At 68.9% G+C, this 16131-nt stretch carries 15 protein-coding genes; 11 read left to right on the forward strand and 4 right to left on the reverse strand.

The genetic code is table 11. The features are described from left to right. Positions 1-87 precede the first annotated feature (87 nt). The 6 genes from TY25_RS18205 (at position 88) to TY25_RS18230 (ending at position 6755) form a co-directional block, all read left to right on the forward strand. Complete coding sequence (locus TY25_RS18205) at positions 88-531, forward strand: GyrI-like domain-containing protein (RefSeq protein WP_042257771.1); 444 nt, start codon at positions 88-90, stop codon at positions 529-531. A gap of 34 nt (positions 532-565) precedes the next feature. Continuing rightward, a complete protein-coding gene (locus tag TY25_RS18210) occupies positions 566-1000 on the forward strand; it encodes an effector binding domain-containing protein (protein ID WP_042257773.1) in 435 nt (144 codons plus the stop codon). Between the two features lie 778 nt (positions 1001-1778). Next, positions 1779-3596 (forward strand): putative bifunctional diguanylate cyclase/phosphodiesterase, encoded by a 1818-nt coding sequence (locus TY25_RS18215; protein WP_042258020.1) that lies wholly within the window; start codon positions 1779-1781, stop codon positions 3594-3596. Next, positions 3593-4606 carry a GAF domain-containing protein gene (locus tag TY25_RS18220; protein WP_042257775.1) on the forward strand — a complete coding sequence of 338 codons (1014 nt, stop codon included), beginning with the start codon at positions 3593-3595 and terminating at the stop codon, positions 4604-4606. The genes TY25_RS18215 and TY25_RS18220 overlap by 4 nt, the downstream gene beginning before the upstream one ends. Positions 4607-4693: 87 nt before the next feature. After that, positions 4694-5821, forward strand: coding sequence for a glycosyltransferase (locus TY25_RS18225; RefSeq protein ID WP_042257777.1), 1128 nt, complete (start codon positions 4694-4696; stop codon positions 5819-5821). A gap of 70 nt (positions 5822-5891) precedes the next feature. After that, the gene (locus tag TY25_RS18230; RefSeq protein ID WP_042257778.1) at positions 5892-6755 is read left to right on the forward strand and encodes an SDR family oxidoreductase; all 864 of its coding nucleotides are present in this window, start codon (positions 5892-5894) and stop codon (positions 6753-6755) included. Here TY25_RS18230 and soxR read toward each other — a convergent pair. Then, a complete protein-coding gene (soxR, locus tag TY25_RS18235; protein ID WP_029900455.1) occupies positions 6724-7209 on the reverse strand; it encodes a redox-sensitive transcriptional activator SoxR in 486 nt (161 codons plus the stop codon). The genes TY25_RS18230 and soxR overlap by 32 nt on opposite strands. A gap of 239 nt (positions 7210-7448) precedes the next feature. On the opposite strand from soxR, the gene arcA reads away from it, so the two are divergent. Continuing rightward, complete coding sequence (gene arcA, locus TY25_RS18240) at positions 7449-8747, forward strand: arginine deiminase (protein WP_226887162.1); 1299 nt, start codon at positions 7449-7451, stop codon at positions 8745-8747. A gap of 7 nt (positions 8748-8754) precedes the next feature. Then, positions 8755-9114 carry a GntR family transcriptional regulator gene (locus tag TY25_RS18245; protein ID WP_014988223.1) on the forward strand — a complete coding sequence of 120 codons (360 nt, stop codon included), beginning with the start codon at positions 8755-8757 and terminating at the stop codon, positions 9112-9114. 6 nt (positions 9115-9120) lie between these two features. Here TY25_RS18245 and TY25_RS18250 read toward each other — a convergent pair whose 3' ends face one another. Further along, the gene (locus TY25_RS18250; protein ID WP_042258023.1) at positions 9121-10746 is read right to left on the reverse strand and encodes a dolichyl-phosphate-mannose--protein mannosyltransferase; all 1626 of its coding nucleotides are present in this window, start codon (positions 10744-10746) and stop codon (positions 9121-9123) included. A 227-nt stretch (positions 10747-10973) separates the two neighbouring features. On the opposite strand from TY25_RS18250, the gene rsmI reads away from it, so the two are divergent. The 3 genes from rsmI to TY25_RS18265 all read left to right on the forward strand — a co-directional run bounded on the left by rsmI (position 10974) and on the right by TY25_RS18265 (position 13673). Then, positions 10974-11834: a 16S rRNA (cytidine(1402)-2'-O)-methyltransferase gene (gene rsmI / locus TY25_RS18255; protein WP_081868945.1), complete on the forward strand. Its 861-nt coding sequence runs from the start codon at positions 10974-10976 to the stop codon at positions 11832-11834. 139 nt (positions 11835-11973) lie between these two features. Continuing rightward, positions 11974-12906, forward strand: coding sequence for an SMP-30/gluconolactonase/LRE family protein (locus TY25_RS18260; RefSeq protein WP_052383045.1), 933 nt, complete (start codon positions 11974-11976; stop codon positions 12904-12906). 14 nt (positions 12907-12920) lie between these two features. Continuing rightward, the gene (locus tag TY25_RS18265; protein WP_042257782.1) at positions 12921-13673 is read left to right on the forward strand and encodes an isocitrate lyase/PEP mutase family protein; all 753 of its coding nucleotides are present in this window, start codon (positions 12921-12923) and stop codon (positions 13671-13673) included. 56 nt (positions 13674-13729) lie between these two features. Here the strand turns inward: TY25_RS18265 and TY25_RS18270 are convergent, their stop codons facing one another. Then, the gene (locus tag TY25_RS18270; protein ID WP_042257785.1) at positions 13730-14413 is read right to left on the reverse strand and encodes a TetR/AcrR family transcriptional regulator; all 684 of its coding nucleotides are present in this window, start codon (positions 14411-14413) and stop codon (positions 13730-13732) included. Between the two features lie 106 nt (positions 14414-14519). Continuing rightward, complete coding sequence (gene metG / locus TY25_RS18275) at positions 14520-16130, reverse strand: methionine--tRNA ligase (RefSeq protein ID WP_256594159.1); 1611 nt, start codon at positions 16128-16130, stop codon at positions 14520-14522. Position 16131 lies beyond the last annotated feature (1 nt).

Consider the following 16131-nt stretch of genomic DNA (forward strand, 5'->3'; position numbering starts at 1 on the left):
TACCACGCGGTCTGTGTTGATAGCATGGCCTTTCTGACCGACCGGATGCGGGCCTCGCCCCCGGATTCACCTCGAAAGAGTCTTTCCATGCAGTTTGAAATCGTCGAGCGGGACGAAACGTGGGTTGCCGGGTTGCCGGTGCGCAGCCCCAAGCGTGCGCTCGGAGAACTGCGGGATCACGATCTCGAGGCCGCCTGGGCGGCCGTGCTGCACCAGGAGCTCGGTGGGCCGCTGGCCAGCGCGTACACCGACTACACCGGCGAGCTCGGCACCTACAACACCCAGATCGTCGGCTATCAGTGCGCCTCGTTCGCTGAGGTCACCCGTGGTCATCTGGTGGCCCGGCTGCCGCGCGGCACCTATGCGCGGTTCTCCTCGGTCGGTAACTTCCCGCAGGTGATGACCGACCTCTGGACCCAGATCGCGTACGCCGAGGAACACAACCAGATCAAACGGACCTACACCGGCGATTTCGAGTGTTACCCGCACGCGTACAAGATCGAGCTGTACCTGGCGGTCGACGCGCGATGATCGAGGCGATTATGTGTTCAGGCGAGGCGCGGTCATGACCTACGCGATCGCGGTGCGTGGTGAGGCGATCTACGGCGGCCTGGTGGTGCCGCGGGTGCGCCCGAGCTTCAAGGTCAGTAACAGCGACCTGATCGAGTTCTTGAAGGATCGGCTGCGCGACCGCAAGGGCGCCGACCGGCCGATGTACACGGTGTACGTGCCGGATCCGGCGGGCAATTACAACGCCGTGGTGTGCTTCGACTACCGCGAACCCGAGGCGGTGCCGATCGGCGACGTGCTGGTCCGGGTGCCGAAGGGCGTCTACGCCCGCTTCGCGCCGAACGGGGATTACCACGATCCGGTCGAGGACGTGTGGGCCCAGGTCGACGACGCGACGGCCTCCGCGGAGATCACCCGCGCCTATCGGGAAGAGATCGAGATCTGGCAGGGCCACGATTCGGTGGAGCTGTTCATCTCGATCCTGGTTTAACTTGCTGAAAGTTAGCTGTGCTAGAACCGACCGGTCGACACGCTATGCTGTTCGGCCGTGAGACGGGTTCTGACCAGGGCTGATTTACAGGCTCGCGCCCAGTTTTCGGAAGATTAACCAGACATCTGGTCAATTCTGGTCGGATGACGGATACTGCCCTAGGCAAACTCGTCCGAGAAGCAGAATTACGGGTGAAGATGTCGACCCCGGTTCGACGACCGCGTGCGGATGCGGAGCAACGGAGTAGGAACGGTATGGCTGTCGAGGCGAGCGCCGCGCACGCGCGGGCCCGGGTTGCTGGCGGTCTCAGCGGGGGGATTGCAGGCCATTTCCCGCGGGGTCTCGATTCGGAAGATCACCGCCGGGCCGATCCGATCTGGTGGGATAATCGAGCTGGTCGGGCGGTTGCCATTGGATTGCAAGGTGCGCCGATACGAGTCCGGCAGCGTGGTCGCGGAGCGTGGGATACCGACCCCGGAACGGTGGGGTGAGCCGATGGGTGCACACAGCAGCCGAAAAGCGCGACTCCCCAGCGCACCAGCCACGAGTTTCCCGCATACCGTGGATACACTGGCGTCGCTTCGTTTCTCGGATCTACTCGAAGTACCTGAGCATGAGACCATGGCGTTGGTGCAATGCCTGAGCGATCCGGCCGCTGCCCCGGCGAACAGCAGGCGGCGTCCGGTGCCGGGCGTGGACACCCGTGGATAGCGTGATCGGAGACAAGGTGCCTCGGCGGACGCTCGACTCATTGGTGACCCAGGTCGCCTCCGAGCTGATGGGTGTCGACGCCACGACCATGGCCGAGGCGACCGAACGGGTCCTCGCGCAGCTCGTCGAGTACTTCGACGTGGACTTCAGCTACGTCCGGCATACCGACCGCGAGCGGCGGGCCTCGGTGCTGATCGCGGAGTGGCCGCATCGGCCGCAGGTGCCCGACCCGGACCCGCTCGAGGTCGTCTACTTCGAGGGCGCCGATCCGGTGTTCCGTGCGTTCGAGCACGCGACCGAGCCGATGATCGCGCGGCCGACGCCGGAGTTCGCCGACTATCAGGAGACCATGCGGCGGGCCTCCGGCATCCCCGTCGTCACCACCGCCGCGGTCCCGCTGCTCTCCCGCGGGGAGTCGACCGGCGTGCTCGGTTTCATCAAGACCGGCGATCGGGAGTGGAGCACCCGGGAACTCAACGTGCTCAAGGCGATCGCCGCGCTGTTCGCGCAATTGCAGGCCCGGGTGGTGGCCGAGGAGCGGCTGCGCTACATCGCGCTGCACGACGACCTGACCGGCCTCGCGAACCGGCGCGCGCTGCTCGAGCACATGGACGAGCGGTTGCGCCCCGGCAGTCCGGGGCCGGTGGCGGCGTTCTTCCTCGATCTGGACCGGCTCAAGGCGCTCAACGATTTTCTCGGCCACACCGCGGGCGACAACTTCATCCGCACGCTCTCCTCGCGCCTGCGCGAGCACCTCGATCCGGACGACATGATCGCGCGCCTGGGCGGCGACGAGTTCGTCATCGTGCCCGCCAAGCCGATGGACGCGGTCGCCGCCGAGGAGGAGGGCACCCGGATCCAGCAGCTCATCGGGCGGCGGGTGACCGTGGGCGGGGAATCGGTGAGCCGCGCGGCGAGTATCGGTGTGGCCGTCGGCATTCCGGGGGAGACGACCGTCGCGGACGTGCTGCGGCGCGCCGATCACGCGCTGCTGTCGGCGAAGTCGGGCGGTGGCAACGGTGTCGCGGTCTTCACCGACGCCATGCGCGCCCAGTTCGAGCTGCAGGACGATGTCGAGCTGAATCTGCGCGGCGCGGTGTCCGACGGCTCGCTGCTGCTGCACTATCAGCCCGAGGTCGATCTGCGGACCGGCCGGGTGGTCGCGCTCGAGGCGCTGGTCCGCTGGATGCATCCGACCAGGGGCCTGCTGCCGCCCGCGGCTTTCGTCACCGTGGCGGAGGCGACCAACCTGGCCGGCGAACTCGGCCGCTGGGTGATCAGGTCGGCGTGCGCACAGTTCGCCGAGTGGCGCCGGCGCGGCCTGGCCGCGAATGTCGTGATGCGGATCAATGTTTCGCCGGTGCAGCTGGTGAGCCTCGACTTCGTGGAACGGATCGAGGACATCCTGCGGCTGTTCGGCATCGACGGCAGCTCGATCTGCCTCGAGATCACCGAGCACGTGGTCGTGCAGGACCTGGCCCGCACCCAGGTGACGTTGCGCGGGCTCAAGCGCATGGGCGTGCAGATCGCGATCGACGATTTCGGCACCGGTTACAGCTCGCTCTCGCATCTGAAGGCGCTGCCGGTCGACGCGGTGAAGATCGACCGCGGTTTCGTGCAGCGGCTCGGCGCCAGCACCGACGACCTCGCCATCGTGAAATCTATTATCGGGCTTGCGGGTTCGTTCGGGCTCGGCGTGGTCGGCGAGGGAGTCGAGACGGCCGTTGCCGCGCGCACCCTGGTCGGCCTCGGTTGCTATCGGGCGCAAGGCTTTCTGATCGCACGCCCGATGCCCGCCGACGAGGTGGAGGCGCATCTCGCGATGGGTCGCATCCCGCTCGACCTGGATCTGCCGCGAGCGAGCCGGGGTGCGGCCGGCATATGACCGGCGACCCCGACCACCAACGCCCTGAACACGATTGGCTGCTGATCGAGACCCTGGGGCGCACGGCCGACGGTGCGCTCGAGGTGCCGACGCTGGTCGCCGACGGTGCGAAGGTCAAGGACTGGGGGAGTCTGCTGCGGATCCGGCGGGAGCTGCATACCCTTGCCCCGCAGCTCATCACCGAGGTGGTGCAGGAGTGCGTCGAGACCGCTGTTGCCGTAACCCGTTGTGCGGAGGGCCTGCTCGTGCTCGGTGTGCCCATTCGCTGCGCGTTCGACGAGGTGCACGGCGTGCAGGTGTGGGCGGCGCCGGAAGATGTGCATCCGGCCGAACAACCGCGGGTCGCCGCGTGGGACTGGCAGGCCGACACCGAATTGGCCCACCACGGGCCGGGTTTGGAGGAATTGGTCTTCGCGCGGGCGCCCGCCGACGTGCGGGTGATCCGGACGCCGCCCGAAGCCTTCGGCCGCATGGTGCGTTTCGCGGGACGGATCGACTACTTCGAGATGGTGAGTGCGCTGCGCGGCCGGCACCAGAGCGAGGTCGACATGATCGGTGACGACGACTGTGTGCGCACCTTCCAGATGGTCACGCGGGCCGATCCGGCGGCCCGCCGGATCCGTGCGGTGATGCACGAATTCACCGACGCCGAGCCGGCCCGGCCCGATGTCGACATGTCCATGCTGCGGGCGGTGTCGCGGCGCGCGGGCGACGGCGTCGGCTTCGTCTCGCTGTCCTCCGGCCTCATCTACGAGTGGACCACGGCGCCGGCGCCGCCGCTGGACCGCTGGGCGATCGAACGCCCGAGCCTGCATCCGGACGACAGCGTGCGATTCCGGGCCGCGTGCGCCGCACTGACCGAGTCCACGGCCGACGACACCACCGCGTTGCAATTACGGGTTCGTTTCGACGGCACCGACTGGATCGCGGTGCGGGCCGAACTCTGGCCGGTACCGCCCGTCCAGCTCGGGCACGGTCTGATCCGGGTCTGGCACGAATCGGCCAACTAGCCGGTTAGCCGGGTCTTTCACGGCTGTTCATGCCGCGTTGGGCGCATCGGTTCCGAAGATAACCCGACTGGCTGCACCATCAGCGAGGTGCGCATAGTTCAGCTTGCGAACTTCTACGGCCCGCGCTCGGGTGGGTTGCGCACTGCGTTGCATCACCTCGGTGAGGGCTACGTCGCGGCGGGCCACGAGGTGGTGCTCATCGTGCCGGGAGCACGTCGCTCGGAAGAGCTGCTGCCCACCGGCGTGGTCCGGATAGCGTTGCCCGCCTTGGCTATTCCGTGGACCGGCGGCTATCGCGCGGCCGATCCGCGGCGCGTCGCCGATGTGCTGACCGGGCTGCGCCCCGATGTGCTCGAGGTGTCGGACCGGCTCACCCTGCGCGGCTTCGGCCGCTGGGCCCGGCGCCGGGACGTGGCGGGCGTGATGATTTCGCACGAACGGCTCGACCGGCTGCTCGGCCAGGTGCTGCCGCGCGCGGCGGCCCGGCGCTGCGCCGACGTGGCGAATGGCCGCACCGCCGCCGATTACGACATCGTGGTCTGCACCACCGAATTCGCCCGCGAGGAGTTCTTGCGGATCGGGGCGCGGAATGTCGAACTGGTGCCGCTCGGGGTGGATCTGGAGCTGTTCAGCCCGCGCCGGCACGACGGCAGGCTGCGCGCCGACCTCGGCGTGCCGGAACATCCGCTGCTCGTGCACTGCGGCAGATTGTCGGTGGAGAAGCGGGTGGAGCGCAGCATCGAGGCGGTCGCGGCGCTGCGCGCGACGGGTACCGAGGTGCGGCTGGTGGTCGCGGGTGACGGGCCGCGCCGGGAAGCCCTGGAACGCCGGGCGCGGGCGCTGCCCGCACTGGCCGGTGGGCTGCCCGCCGTGCATTTCACCGGGTTCATCTCCGAACGCACCGAGGTCGCGAAACTGCTTGCCACCGCGGATGTCTCGCTGGCGCCGGGGCCGCACGAGACGTTCGGCTTGGCCGCGCTGGAGGCGCTCGCGGCGGGCACGCCGGTGGTGGCGAGCCGCTCCTCGGCGCTGGCCGACATCTTGACCGCCGAGTGCGGCGCGGTGGCGGCCGACCGCGGCTCCGCGTTCGCGCAGGCGGTCACCGAGGTGCTGGCGATGCCGACCGCGGGCCGCAGAAGGGCGGCGCGCAGTCGTGCCGAGCAGTACACCTGGCCGCGCGCGGTGGCCGGAATGCTCGCCGTACTGGGCCGCTGAGCCCGGTCCAAGTACCCTGCGGTGAGCCGGTTCGAGCAATTCGAGATGGGGATGCGCAGTGGTGCGAGGTATGGGGCGATCGGGCCGCAGGACGGTGCGGGACGCAAAAGTGCTGATCACGGGCGCTGCCAGCGGGATCGGCCGGGCCACCGCGCAGGCCGCCGCGGCGGCGGGCGGACAGCTGGTGCTCACCGATATCGATGCAGGCGGGCTTGACACGACGGTGGCCGATATCCGGCGCGACGGCGGGGTCGTGCTGGTCGCGAAGGCCTTCGACATCACCGACTACGACGCCGTGACCGCCTTCGCCGAACAGGTGCACGCCGAGCACGGCAGCCTCGACATCGTGATGAACGTCGCGGGCACCTCGGCCTGGGGGACCGTGGAGAACCTCGAGCACAAGCACTGGCGGCGCATGGTCGACGTCAATCTGATGGGCCCGATCCACGTGATCGAGAATTTCGTGCCGCCCATGGTGCGCGCGGCCAAGGGCGGGGCGTTGGTCAACGTGTCCTCGGCGGCCGGTCTGCTGGCGCTGCCCTGGCACGCGGCCTACAGCGCGGGCAAGTACGGCATCCGCGGCGTCTCGGAGGTGCTGCGCTTCGATCTGGATCAGCACGGCATCGCGGTGCACCTGGTGGTGCCCGGCGCGGTGGACACCCCGCTGGTGCACAGCGTCGAACTGGTCGGCGTCGACCGGGAGGAACCGCGCATCCAGCGGCTCACCGCGTCGTTCACCAAGCACGCGGTCGCACCCGAGCACGTGGCCGAGGCGATCCTGCGCGGTATGGCGCGCAACCGGTTCCTGATCTACACGTCCTTCGACATCCGGTTCGGCTATTGGTGGGCGCGGAAATTCGCGTACCCCTACGAATTCGTGATGCGGCGCGCGAGCGCCCGATTCACCCGGTTGCTGGCCGCGCGGCGCAGTTGAGCTGCACATCGAGCACGCGGGCGCCGGGGCCCTCGGTGCCGAGCCGGTCGTGTTCGTTGACCAGTTTGCAGCTGCCGAGCGACAGGCAGCCGCAACCGATGCAGCCGGTGAGGTTGTCGCGCAATCGAATCAGCTGAGTGATGCGGTCGTCGAGATCGGCGCGCCAGTTGGTGGACAGGGTCTCCCAGTCCCGGCGAGTGGGATTGCGGCCTTCCGGCAGCTGATCGAGGGCGTCGCGAATTTCGCTGAGCGGGATGCCGACTCGTTGGGAAATGCGGATGAAGGCGACGCGCCGCAGCGTCTCACGGGCGTATCTGCGTTGATTACCGCTGGTCCGGCGGCTGCTGATGAGTCCTTCGCGTTCGTAGAAGTGCAACGCGGACACTGCTACTCCGCTACGCTCGGAAAGCTGCCCGGGGGTCAGCTCCTTCGCACGCCAATCGGCTGTCGACATTCACGCTCCTCCATTCCCCTGAACAATACTTGAGGTTAGGGGTGCCTGGGGCGAAATCGGGACAACGGCATGTCCTCCCGTTCGCCTGGTCCGAACCGCTTCTGGCCTGGTCATAAGGGGGATACGTCAACTAATGCCGGCGGCGGTGGGCGAGGCTCCGGTTTGCTGTGGACGCGGCAAGACCGCAACGAAGGCCGGAATTACGTGCTCTTGTGGCCGCGGCGAACTACGGTCTGAGCATGGGAGCAGACGCTGTGCCCGCGCGGCACGGAGAGGGTTCGGACGCGGACGGGCTGGATCCGGACGGTCCCGGCTCGCGGTTGACGGTGACCTCCGAGGTCGGCACGCTGCGCACGGTGCTGCTGCACCGGCCCGGCGACGAATTGCGCAGGCTCACCCCGCGCAACAACGATCAGCTGCTGTTCGACGGCATCCCCTGGGTGGAGCGCGCGCAGCAGGAGCACGACGCGTTCACCGGGGTGCTGCGCGAACGCGGCGTCGAGGTGCTGCTGCTGGCCGACCTGCTCGCCGAAACCCTCGCGGTGAGCGGCGCCGCGCGGATCCAGGGCATCTCCGCCGCCGTGGACGCGCGCAGGCTCGGCCACTCGCTGGCCGATCAGCTCGCCGCCTTCCTGCGCGGGGTGCGGGCCAGGGACCTGGCCAACATCCTGATGGCCGGCATGACCTTCGATGAACTGCCGTTCGGCCCGGACGCCACCTCGCTGGTCCGGCGGATGCACCACGGCGCCGACTTCGTCATCGATCCGCTGCCCAATCTGCTGTTCACCAGGGACTCGTCGTTCTGGGTCGGCCCGCGCGTCGCGATCACCTCGCTCGCGCTGCCCGCCCGGATCCGGGAGACCTCGCTGACCGACCTGATCTACGCGTTCCACCCCCGCTTCCTCGGCGTGCGCCGCGCCTACGAATCGCACACCGCACCCATCGAGGGCGGCGACGTGCTGCTGCTCGGGCCCGGGGTGGTCGCGGTCGGCGTCGGCGAGCGCACCACGCCCGCGGGCGCGGAAGCGTTGGCGCGCAGCCTGTTCGACGACGATCTCGCACATACGGTGCTGGTCGTCCCGATCGCGCAGAACCGGGCGACCATGCATCTGGACACCGTCTGCACGATGGTCGACCAGGACGCCCTGGTGATGTACCCCGCGGTGCGTGACTCGTTGTGCGCGTTCACCATCCAACGCGACGAGGACTACAGCGCCCGCAACGGCGACGGCCGGGTCAGCATGAGCGGACCCGACCCGTTCCTGGTCGCGGCGGCCAAAGCGATGGGCATCGACAAACTCCGGGTGATCGACACCGGATTGGACGGCGTCACCGCGGAGCGCGAGCAGTGGGACGACGGCAACAACACGCTCGCGCTGGCGCCGGGCGTGGTGGCCGCCTACGAGCGCAACGAGATGACCAACGCGCGGCTGGAGGACGCGGGCATCGAGGTGCTGCGCATCCCCGGCTCCGAATTGGGTTCCGGCCGCGGCGGACCCCGCTGCCTGTCCTGTCCACTTTCCCGGGATGACTTGTGAGTGAGCGATGTTCAATATCACGGTGTCACATGAGTCGGCGGTCGCGCCGTACGAGCAGTTACGCATGGGGATCATCGCCCAGGTGCGCTCGGGCGTGCTGACCGCGGGCACGAAGATCCCCACTGTCCGGGCGCTGGCCGCGCAACTCGGCCTGGCGCCGAACACGGTCGCGCGCGCATACCGCGAACTCGAGGCCGACGGTGTCGTCGAAACCCGGGGCAGGCAGGGCTCTTTCATCGCCTCCTCGGGCGACCCGACGCGCGATGTCGCGGGACGGGCGGCGACGGCCTATGTCGCCACCGTCCGCCGGCTCGGTCTCGACGACGCGGCGGCGCTGCGCTATGTGCAGGCCGCCCTGGAAGGGTGAGCGAACCTAGCGCCAGCTGGGCAGCCACAGGTGGTCGTGCCAGTTGCCCGGCGTGATCGGCAGCGCGGTGAGGATCGGCCACAGCCAGATGAAGTTCGCGATCACCAGGCCCAGGTACAGGCAGACGGCGAGCAGTCCGAGCGCGTGTCGTTCGTCGGGCGCCACCGGTAGGTAGGTGCCGACGGGGCTGCGCGGCACCGGTATTCGCCGCGACGGACCCAGCACGTCGCCGAGCACCAAGGCCATGCCCATCACCAGGAACGGTGCGAGGGCGACCGCGTAGAAGTAGTACATCTGCCGGTCCAGGGTCAGGAACCAGGGCAGCAGCGCCGCGCCGTAACCGACGAGCACGGCCGCGTAGCGCCAGTCCCGGCGTACCACGCTGCGCCACAGCAGCCACGCGATCATGGGGAGGGCGAGCCACCAGATCGCGGGGGTGCCGATGAGCATCACCGCCTTGACGCACTGGGTCTGCCCGCAACCGCTGACGCCGTTGTCGGCGTAGTAGTAGAGCATCGGACGCAGGCCCATCGGCCAGGTCCACGGCTTCGATTCCCAGGGGTGGTGGTTGCCCGCCGAATTGGTCAGGCCCTCATGGAATTCCAAGGCCCTGGCGTTGAAATACCACAGCGAGCGCAGGGCGTCGGGCACGATGTGCGACCAGAAGCCGCCGGTGCCGATCGGATCCGCCGGTGCGGACGGGTTACCCGCCATGTAGCGATCGATACCGGTCTCGCTGGTGAACCAGGCCCAGTAGCTCGCCAGGTACAGCCCCAGCGGCACCAGCACCAGCGCGTACAGCGCGGGCCCGATATCTCGGAGCGCGGTGCCGTACCAGGGACTACGCACGCCGTACGCGCGCCGTGCGGTCAGATCGAAGCAGACGCTGAGCAGCCCGAACGCCACGATGAAATAGACGCCGGACCATTTCGTTCCGCAGGCCAGGCCGAGCATGACGCCCGCGCCGAAACGCCACCAGCGCACGCCGAGCCGGGGACCCCACCGGGTCACCCCGATCCGTCCCTCCGCGTCTGCCCGGGCCATCCGGGCCCGCACCTCGTCCCGGTCGACGATCAGACAACCGAAGGCCGCGGTGACGAACAGCGCCAAAAAGATGTCCAGCATGCCGATGCGCGAGGAGACGAAGGTGAGCCCGTCGGCGATCAGCAGGATGCCCGCGATCGCGCCGATCAGCGTCGATCTGGCCATCCGCCGGACGATGCGGATCACCAGCAGCACGAGCACGGTGCCTGCGACCGCGGAGGCGAAACGCCAGCCCCAGCCGTTGTAGCCGAATATCGCCTCGCCGATCGCGATGAGCTGCTTGCCGATCGGCGGATGCACCACCAGCCCGTACCCGGGGTTGTCCTCGACCCAACCGCCGGTCAGCATCTGCCAGCCCTGCGGTGCGTAGTGCTTCTCGTCGAAGACCGGGGTGCCCGCGTCGGTCGGGTAGTTCAGCATGGTGAACCGGGTGACCGCGGCGATCGCGGTGAGGAACGCGGTGACCAGCCAGCCGCGCAGCGTGTCGGTCGGCCCGAAATCGGGGGACGGCCGCCGTGGCGCGGGGCTCGACCAGGAGGGCACGGCCCCGAACGGTGCGGTCGCGCGCTGGTCGGTCACCTGTGTCACGCCCCGATCGTATGCTGTGCGCCCCGTGAGGTCCCGCATCGGTGAGTACGCCGCTGTGTTGGTCACATAGCACGCGGGTAGCCGGCGCGTGGTCACGATCACATACCGAACGGCCGGGGCCGGTGTGGTCGCCGGGACGTTTCGGGAGAAGGGTCTTCGAGCGGCGGGCCACGGGTGGCTAGGCTGCTCGGGTTCGGTGTTCGGCGGACGCGTGAGACGGGAGAACGGTGGCGGACGAGGCGACTGGAGCGGGCAGGCTGGTGCTCGCGGCGACGCCGATGGGCGATATCGGGGACGCGTCGCAGCGCCTGCGCGACGCGCTCGGGTCGGCCGACATCGTCGCGGCGGAGGACACCAGGCGAACCAAGTCGCTGGCCAAGGCGCTCGGGGTGGAGATCACCGGCCGGGTGGTGAGCTTCTACGACCACGTGGAGACCGCGCGGATTCCGGCGCTGCTCGGCGATATTGCGGCGGGACGCACGGTGCTGCTGGTCACCGATGCGGGCATGCCGTCGGTCAGCGATCCCGGCTACCGGCTGGTCGCGGCCTGCGCCGAACGCGATCTACCGGTGACCTGCCTGCCCGGACCGTCGGCGGTCACCACGGCCCTGGCGCTGTCCGCGCTGCCGGTGGAGCGGTTCTGCTTCGACGGTTTCGCACCGCGCAAGTCCGGGCAGCGGCGAGAGTGGTTGCGCACCTTGGCCGCCGAATCGCGAGCCTGCGTTTTCTTCGAGGCGCCGCATCGCCTCGCCGACTGCCTGGCCGACGCGGTCGAGGTGCTCGGCCCCGACCGGCGCGCCGCTGTCTGCCGGGAATTGACCAAGACCTACGAGGAGGTGGTGCGGGGCACCCTCGCCGAACTCGCCGCCTGGGCCGTCGACGGCGCGCGCGGGGAGATCACCGTCGTGCTCGCGGGCGCGCAACCGACATCGGCGGACCCCGCCGATCTAGTCGCCGAGGTCGAAGCGCTGACCGCGGACGGCCTGCGCCTCAAGGCCGCCTGCGCCCGAATCGCCGCGGACCACAACGTTTCCCGCAACGAACTGTACGACGCCGTGCTCACCGCGCGCCGCGACGACGCGGACTGACCGGCGCGGTTGTGCGACCCGACAGGTCGCGGCCACGGAAATCGGCAGCCTGACAAAGGGATCGGATTCTCCCGCCCGCTCGTCCACCGGGCGCTAGGTTGGGGCCGCGACAGACGGTGTTGCAGGGGAGGACGATTCGATGGCGATGCGCCGTGTTCTGGTCGACAGCGTGCTCGCGGTGGGCGTCGCGCTCGCCACGGTCGCGGCGACGGGCTCGGCGGTCGCCGAGGACGGCCCCGCCGAAGGGTGTGCGCGGTGGGCGTCGTCGACTGTGGCGTCCGGATACGGCATCCTCGAGAACCTGGCGTTCGATGGCCGCGGCGGAATGCTGCTGTCCGAGGTGCCCGCGTCCGGCGTGGGCGGAGCGCTGCGCCGACTGGGCTCGGACGGGTCGCGCACGGAACTGGCACAGGCGAGTTCCCCAGGCGGCATCGTAGTGTCCGGCGCCACCGCGTATTTCACCACCGGCGGCTCGTTGAGCAGCGGTTTCGCCGGGCGAGCCGACGGCACGATCGAGGCGCTGGACCTGGATCGGGGCACCGTCGCGACCGTGGCCCGCGGGCTGACGGCGCCCAACGGCCTGGCCCTGCTGCCCGACGGCGGCTTCGTGGTGAGCCGGGACCTCGGCTCACCGAACACGCTCACCAGGATCGACGCGGACGGCACCGGCGCGCGTCCGTTCGTCGCCGAGCTGACGTCGACGAACGGCCTCGCCTACGACGGCACGCGGCGCAAACTCTTCGTCTCCACCACCTTCGAGCCCGTCACCACGCTGGCCGCGGTCGACCTGACGCGGCCGGACGCGGAACCCGCCCGGATCACCGTGCCCGGCTTCGGTCCGCTCAATGCCGCCGACGATCTGACCGTCGGCCCCGACGGTGCCGTGTACCTGGCCTTGAACGCGGCGGGGCGGGTGCTGCGCATCGATCCCGACACCGCCCGGACCTGTGTCGTCGCCGACGGCATCCCGTTCGCCACCTCGGCCCGCTTCGGTGCGGGCCCCGGCTGGGATCCGGGCGCGCTGTACGTCACCAGCTTCACCGGCGCGATCACCCGCTTGACCCCGCCCTGAGCGAAGATGGTCCCATGACTTCACTCGAGAACAAGGCCAAGGAATTCCTCGCGCTGCACCGCCCCGGCGATCCGGCCGTCCTGCCCACCGTCTGGGATGCGTGGTCCGCGAAAGTTGCTGTGGCCGCGGGATTTTCCGCGCTCACGGTGGGCAGCCACCCGGTCGCCGACTCGATCGGTCGCAGCGACGGCGAAGGCATGACCTTCGCCGAGTCGCTCACCCGCGTCCGCCAGATCACCGAGGCCGTCGAGGTGCCGGTGTCGGTGGACCTGGAATCGGGCTACGGTCTCGAGCCCGCCCAGCTGATCGAGGGCCTGCTCGAAGCCGGGGCCGTCGGCCTCAATATCGAGGACACGGTGCACAGCGAGGGCGGGCGGCTGCGCGCGCCGCAGGAGCACGCCGACCTCGTGCACGGCCTGCGTCAGTTCGCCGACGCGGCCGGTGTGCACGTCGTGGTGAACGCCAGGACCGATCTGTTCATCCGGGCCGACGGCGACGAGTCCGACCGGGTGGACCGGGCGATCGAACGCCTGCGCCTGGCCGCCGCCGCGGGCGCCGACGTGCTCTTCCCGGCCGGTGCGCGCGAAGACGCCGACGTGCGCAGGCTCACCGCCGAATTGCCGCTGCCGATCAGCATGGTCGGGTTGCCCGACAAGTCGGACAAGGCGGTGCTTGCCGATCAGGGTGTGGCCCGGATCAGCTTCGGCCCGTTCTTGCAGCGCGCCCTCACCACCGAGATCGAGCGGCTGCTCGCCCGCTGGAAGTGAACTGTCGCCGACGGGTGGCCCCGGGCCACTCGTCGGCGGGCGGGCCTGGACAGGTCCTAGAGCGCCAGGGTCGTGGTGACGAACTCGATGAACAAGGGGGCCAGCGCGGGGACGTGCGCCGGGCCCTGGGCGATGATGACGCGACGGGTGCGCTCGCCGATAGCGTCCGGGATGAGCGCGATCAGCTCGTCGGACAGCGCGGGCAGCGCCGGATCCGCTTGGCGCGCTTGCTGATAGAAGATCCGGTACAGCTCGGCGAAGCGATCCACCGCGAGATCGCGGTAATCGACGGCCTGCTGGTTCACCTTGAACGATTCGACCAGGATCAGCCGGGCGAAATCCGGTTCGGTGGCCACGGTTTCGCAGAAGGTGACGACGATCGACTCGATCCGCGCCGCGGCGTCGGCGTCCGGCGCCAGCTGCGCCAGTTCCTCGGCGATCCGGCTCGCCACGATATCGACGCCGGTGTGCACCGCCTCGACGAAACACTCCTCCTTGTTGGCGAAGTGCTCGTAGAACGTGCTGCGTGAAACCCGGGCCCGGGCAACGATATCGGTGAGCGTCGTGGCCGGATAGCCCTTGCAGTCCACGCATTCGACCATTGCCTCGATCAGGCGTCCGCGCTGCGAGACCAGCACCGCGTCGCGGGCCGCCCGATGCCGGTCGGCGAAGCCGGAACTCGGCCGCGCGGTGCCGCCCGCCACCCGCGCTGTCGCCTCTGTCGCTAACTCCCGGCGCATAACTGCCCTCCCTCGTCGGCCGACCACGAGTAACCGTAACCCGGCATTATCCCGGTGCGCGCCAGGCGATTACGCACCGGTAGGGGGTCGGCCGCCGAGAGCGCGGTTACTCCTTGGGCTCGATGTACTTGGGGTACACCGGTTCCGGCGCGGGCAGCGCGACACCGGGCGCGATAGGGGTCGCGATATCGGCGAACGTGCGCTCGGACTGGCCGAGCTGATCGAGGATCTTGCCCGCCGAACCCGGCATCACCGGCTGCACCAGGATCGCGACGATGCGCAGCACCTCGAGCGTCACGTACAGCACGGTCGCCTCGCGCGCCAGATCCTCGGGCGTACCCGCTTTGGCCAGCGCCCACGGCGCCTGCGCGGAGAAGTACCGGTTGGTCTCGCCGAGCGTCAGCCAGATCGCCTCCAGCGCGAGATGTAGCTGCTGAGTGTCGAATTCGGTGCGGCAGCGGTCGAGCAGCCCGTTGGCGAGGTCGAGCAGCGCGCGGTCGTCGGCGGTGAACTCGCCGGGCGTCGGCACCACGCCGCCGCAGTCCCGCGCCACCAACTTGGTGCTGCGCTGCACGAGATTGCCGAATTCGTTGGCCAGATCCGTATTGATCCGGCCGACGATCGCCTCGTGGCTGTAGCTGCCGTCCTGGCCGTAGGAGATCTCACGGAGCAGGAAGAAGCGCACCGCGTCCAGACCGTAGCTCTCCACCAGCGCCAGCGGGTCGACCACGTTGCCGACCGACTTGGACATCTTCTCGCCCTTGTTGTACAGGAACCCGTGCACGTAAACGCGTTTCGGCAGCTGCACCCCGGCCGACAGCAGGAACGCGGGCCAGTAGACGGTGTGGAACCGTGTGATGTCCTTGCCGATGATGTGCACGTCGGCGGGCCAGAACCGCTGGAATGCAGCGGATTCGGTGTCCGGGAAGCCGACGCCGGTGATGTAGTTGGTGAGCGCGTCCACCCACACGTACATCACGTGATCGGGATGACCCGGCACCGGCACACCCCAGTCGAAGGTGGTGCGCGAGATGGACAGATCCTTCAGCCCCGCCTTGACGTAGCTGACGATCTCGTTGCGTCGCGTTGCGGGCGCGATGAATTCGGGATGTTCCTCGTACAGTGCGAGCAGCTTGTCCTGGTAGGCGGAGAGCCGGAAGAAGTAGTTCGATTCCTCGGTCCAGGTGACCGGCGTCTTCGACTCGGTGGAGATCCGGGTGCCGTCATCGAGCAGCGTGGTCTCTTCCTCGGTGTAGAACGCCTCGTCGCGTACCGAGTACCAGCCCGAGTAGTTGCCGAGGTAGATGTCGCCGTTGGCGAGCATCCGCTCCCAGATCGCCACGCTGGCCGCCCGGTGATCCTCGTCGGTGGTGCGGATGAACCGGTCGAAGGAGATGTCGAGCGTCTTGTCCATCGCCTCGAACACATCGGAGTTGCGCGCCGCGAGCTCCTGCACCGGAATGCCCTCGGCGACGGCCGTCTGCTGCATCTTCTGGCCGTGCTCGTCGGTGCCGGTCATGAAGAAGACGTCGTACCCGTCGAGACGTTTGAACCGGGCGATGGCATCGGCCGAGATGTACTCGTACGCATGCCCGATATGCGGCGCACCGTTGGGGTACGCGATGGCCGTGGTGATGTAGAAGGCGGGGCGGTCGACGTCGCTCATGGTGCGTCTACTGTAATCCGCGTGGTCTTCCTCGTTCGCGTGAACATCCACT

The sequence above is a fragment of the Nocardia brasiliensis NBRC 14402 genome, assembly GCF_000308475.2.
Lineage (GTDB): Bacteria > Actinomycetota > Actinomycetes > Mycobacteriales > Mycobacteriaceae > Nocardia > Nocardia brasiliensis.

Coding starts and splice junctions, on each gene's coding strand:
- soxR (WP_029900455.1), bottom strand. CDS start 7,209: ATGTCGACAGCCGATTGGCGTGCGAAGGAGCTGACCCCCGGGCAGCTT.
- TY25_RS18265 (WP_042257782.1), top strand. CDS start 12,921: ATGACTTCACTCGAGAACAAGGCCAAGGAATTCCTCGCGCTGCACCGC.
- TY25_RS18205 (WP_042257771.1), top strand. CDS start 88: ATGCAGTTTGAAATCGTCGAGCGGGACGAAACGTGGGTTGCCGGGTTG.
- TY25_RS18215 (WP_042258020.1), top strand. CDS start 1,779: ATGGGTGTCGACGCCACGACCATGGCCGAGGCGACCGAACGGGTCCTC.
- TY25_RS18260 (WP_052383045.1), top strand. CDS start 11,974: ATGGCGATGCGCCGTGTTCTGGTCGACAGCGTGCTCGCGGTGGGCGTC.
- TY25_RS18220 (WP_042257775.1), top strand. CDS start 3,593: ATGACCGGCGACCCCGACCACCAACGCCCTGAACACGATTGGCTGCTG.
- arcA (WP_226887162.1), top strand. CDS start 7,449: ATGGGAGCAGACGCTGTGCCCGCGCGGCACGGAGAGGGTTCGGACGCG.
- TY25_RS18230 (WP_042257778.1), top strand. CDS start 5,892: ATGGGGCGATCGGGCCGCAGGACGGTGCGGGACGCAAAAGTGCTGATC.
- TY25_RS18270 (WP_042257785.1), bottom strand. CDS start 14,413: ATGCGCCGGGAGTTAGCGACAGAGGCGACAGCGCGGGTGGCGGGCGGC.
- TY25_RS18210 (WP_042257773.1), top strand. CDS start 566: ATGACCTACGCGATCGCGGTGCGTGGTGAGGCGATCTACGGCGGCCTG.
- TY25_RS18245 (WP_014988223.1), top strand. CDS start 8,755: ATGTTCAATATCACGGTGTCACATGAGTCGGCGGTCGCGCCGTACGAG.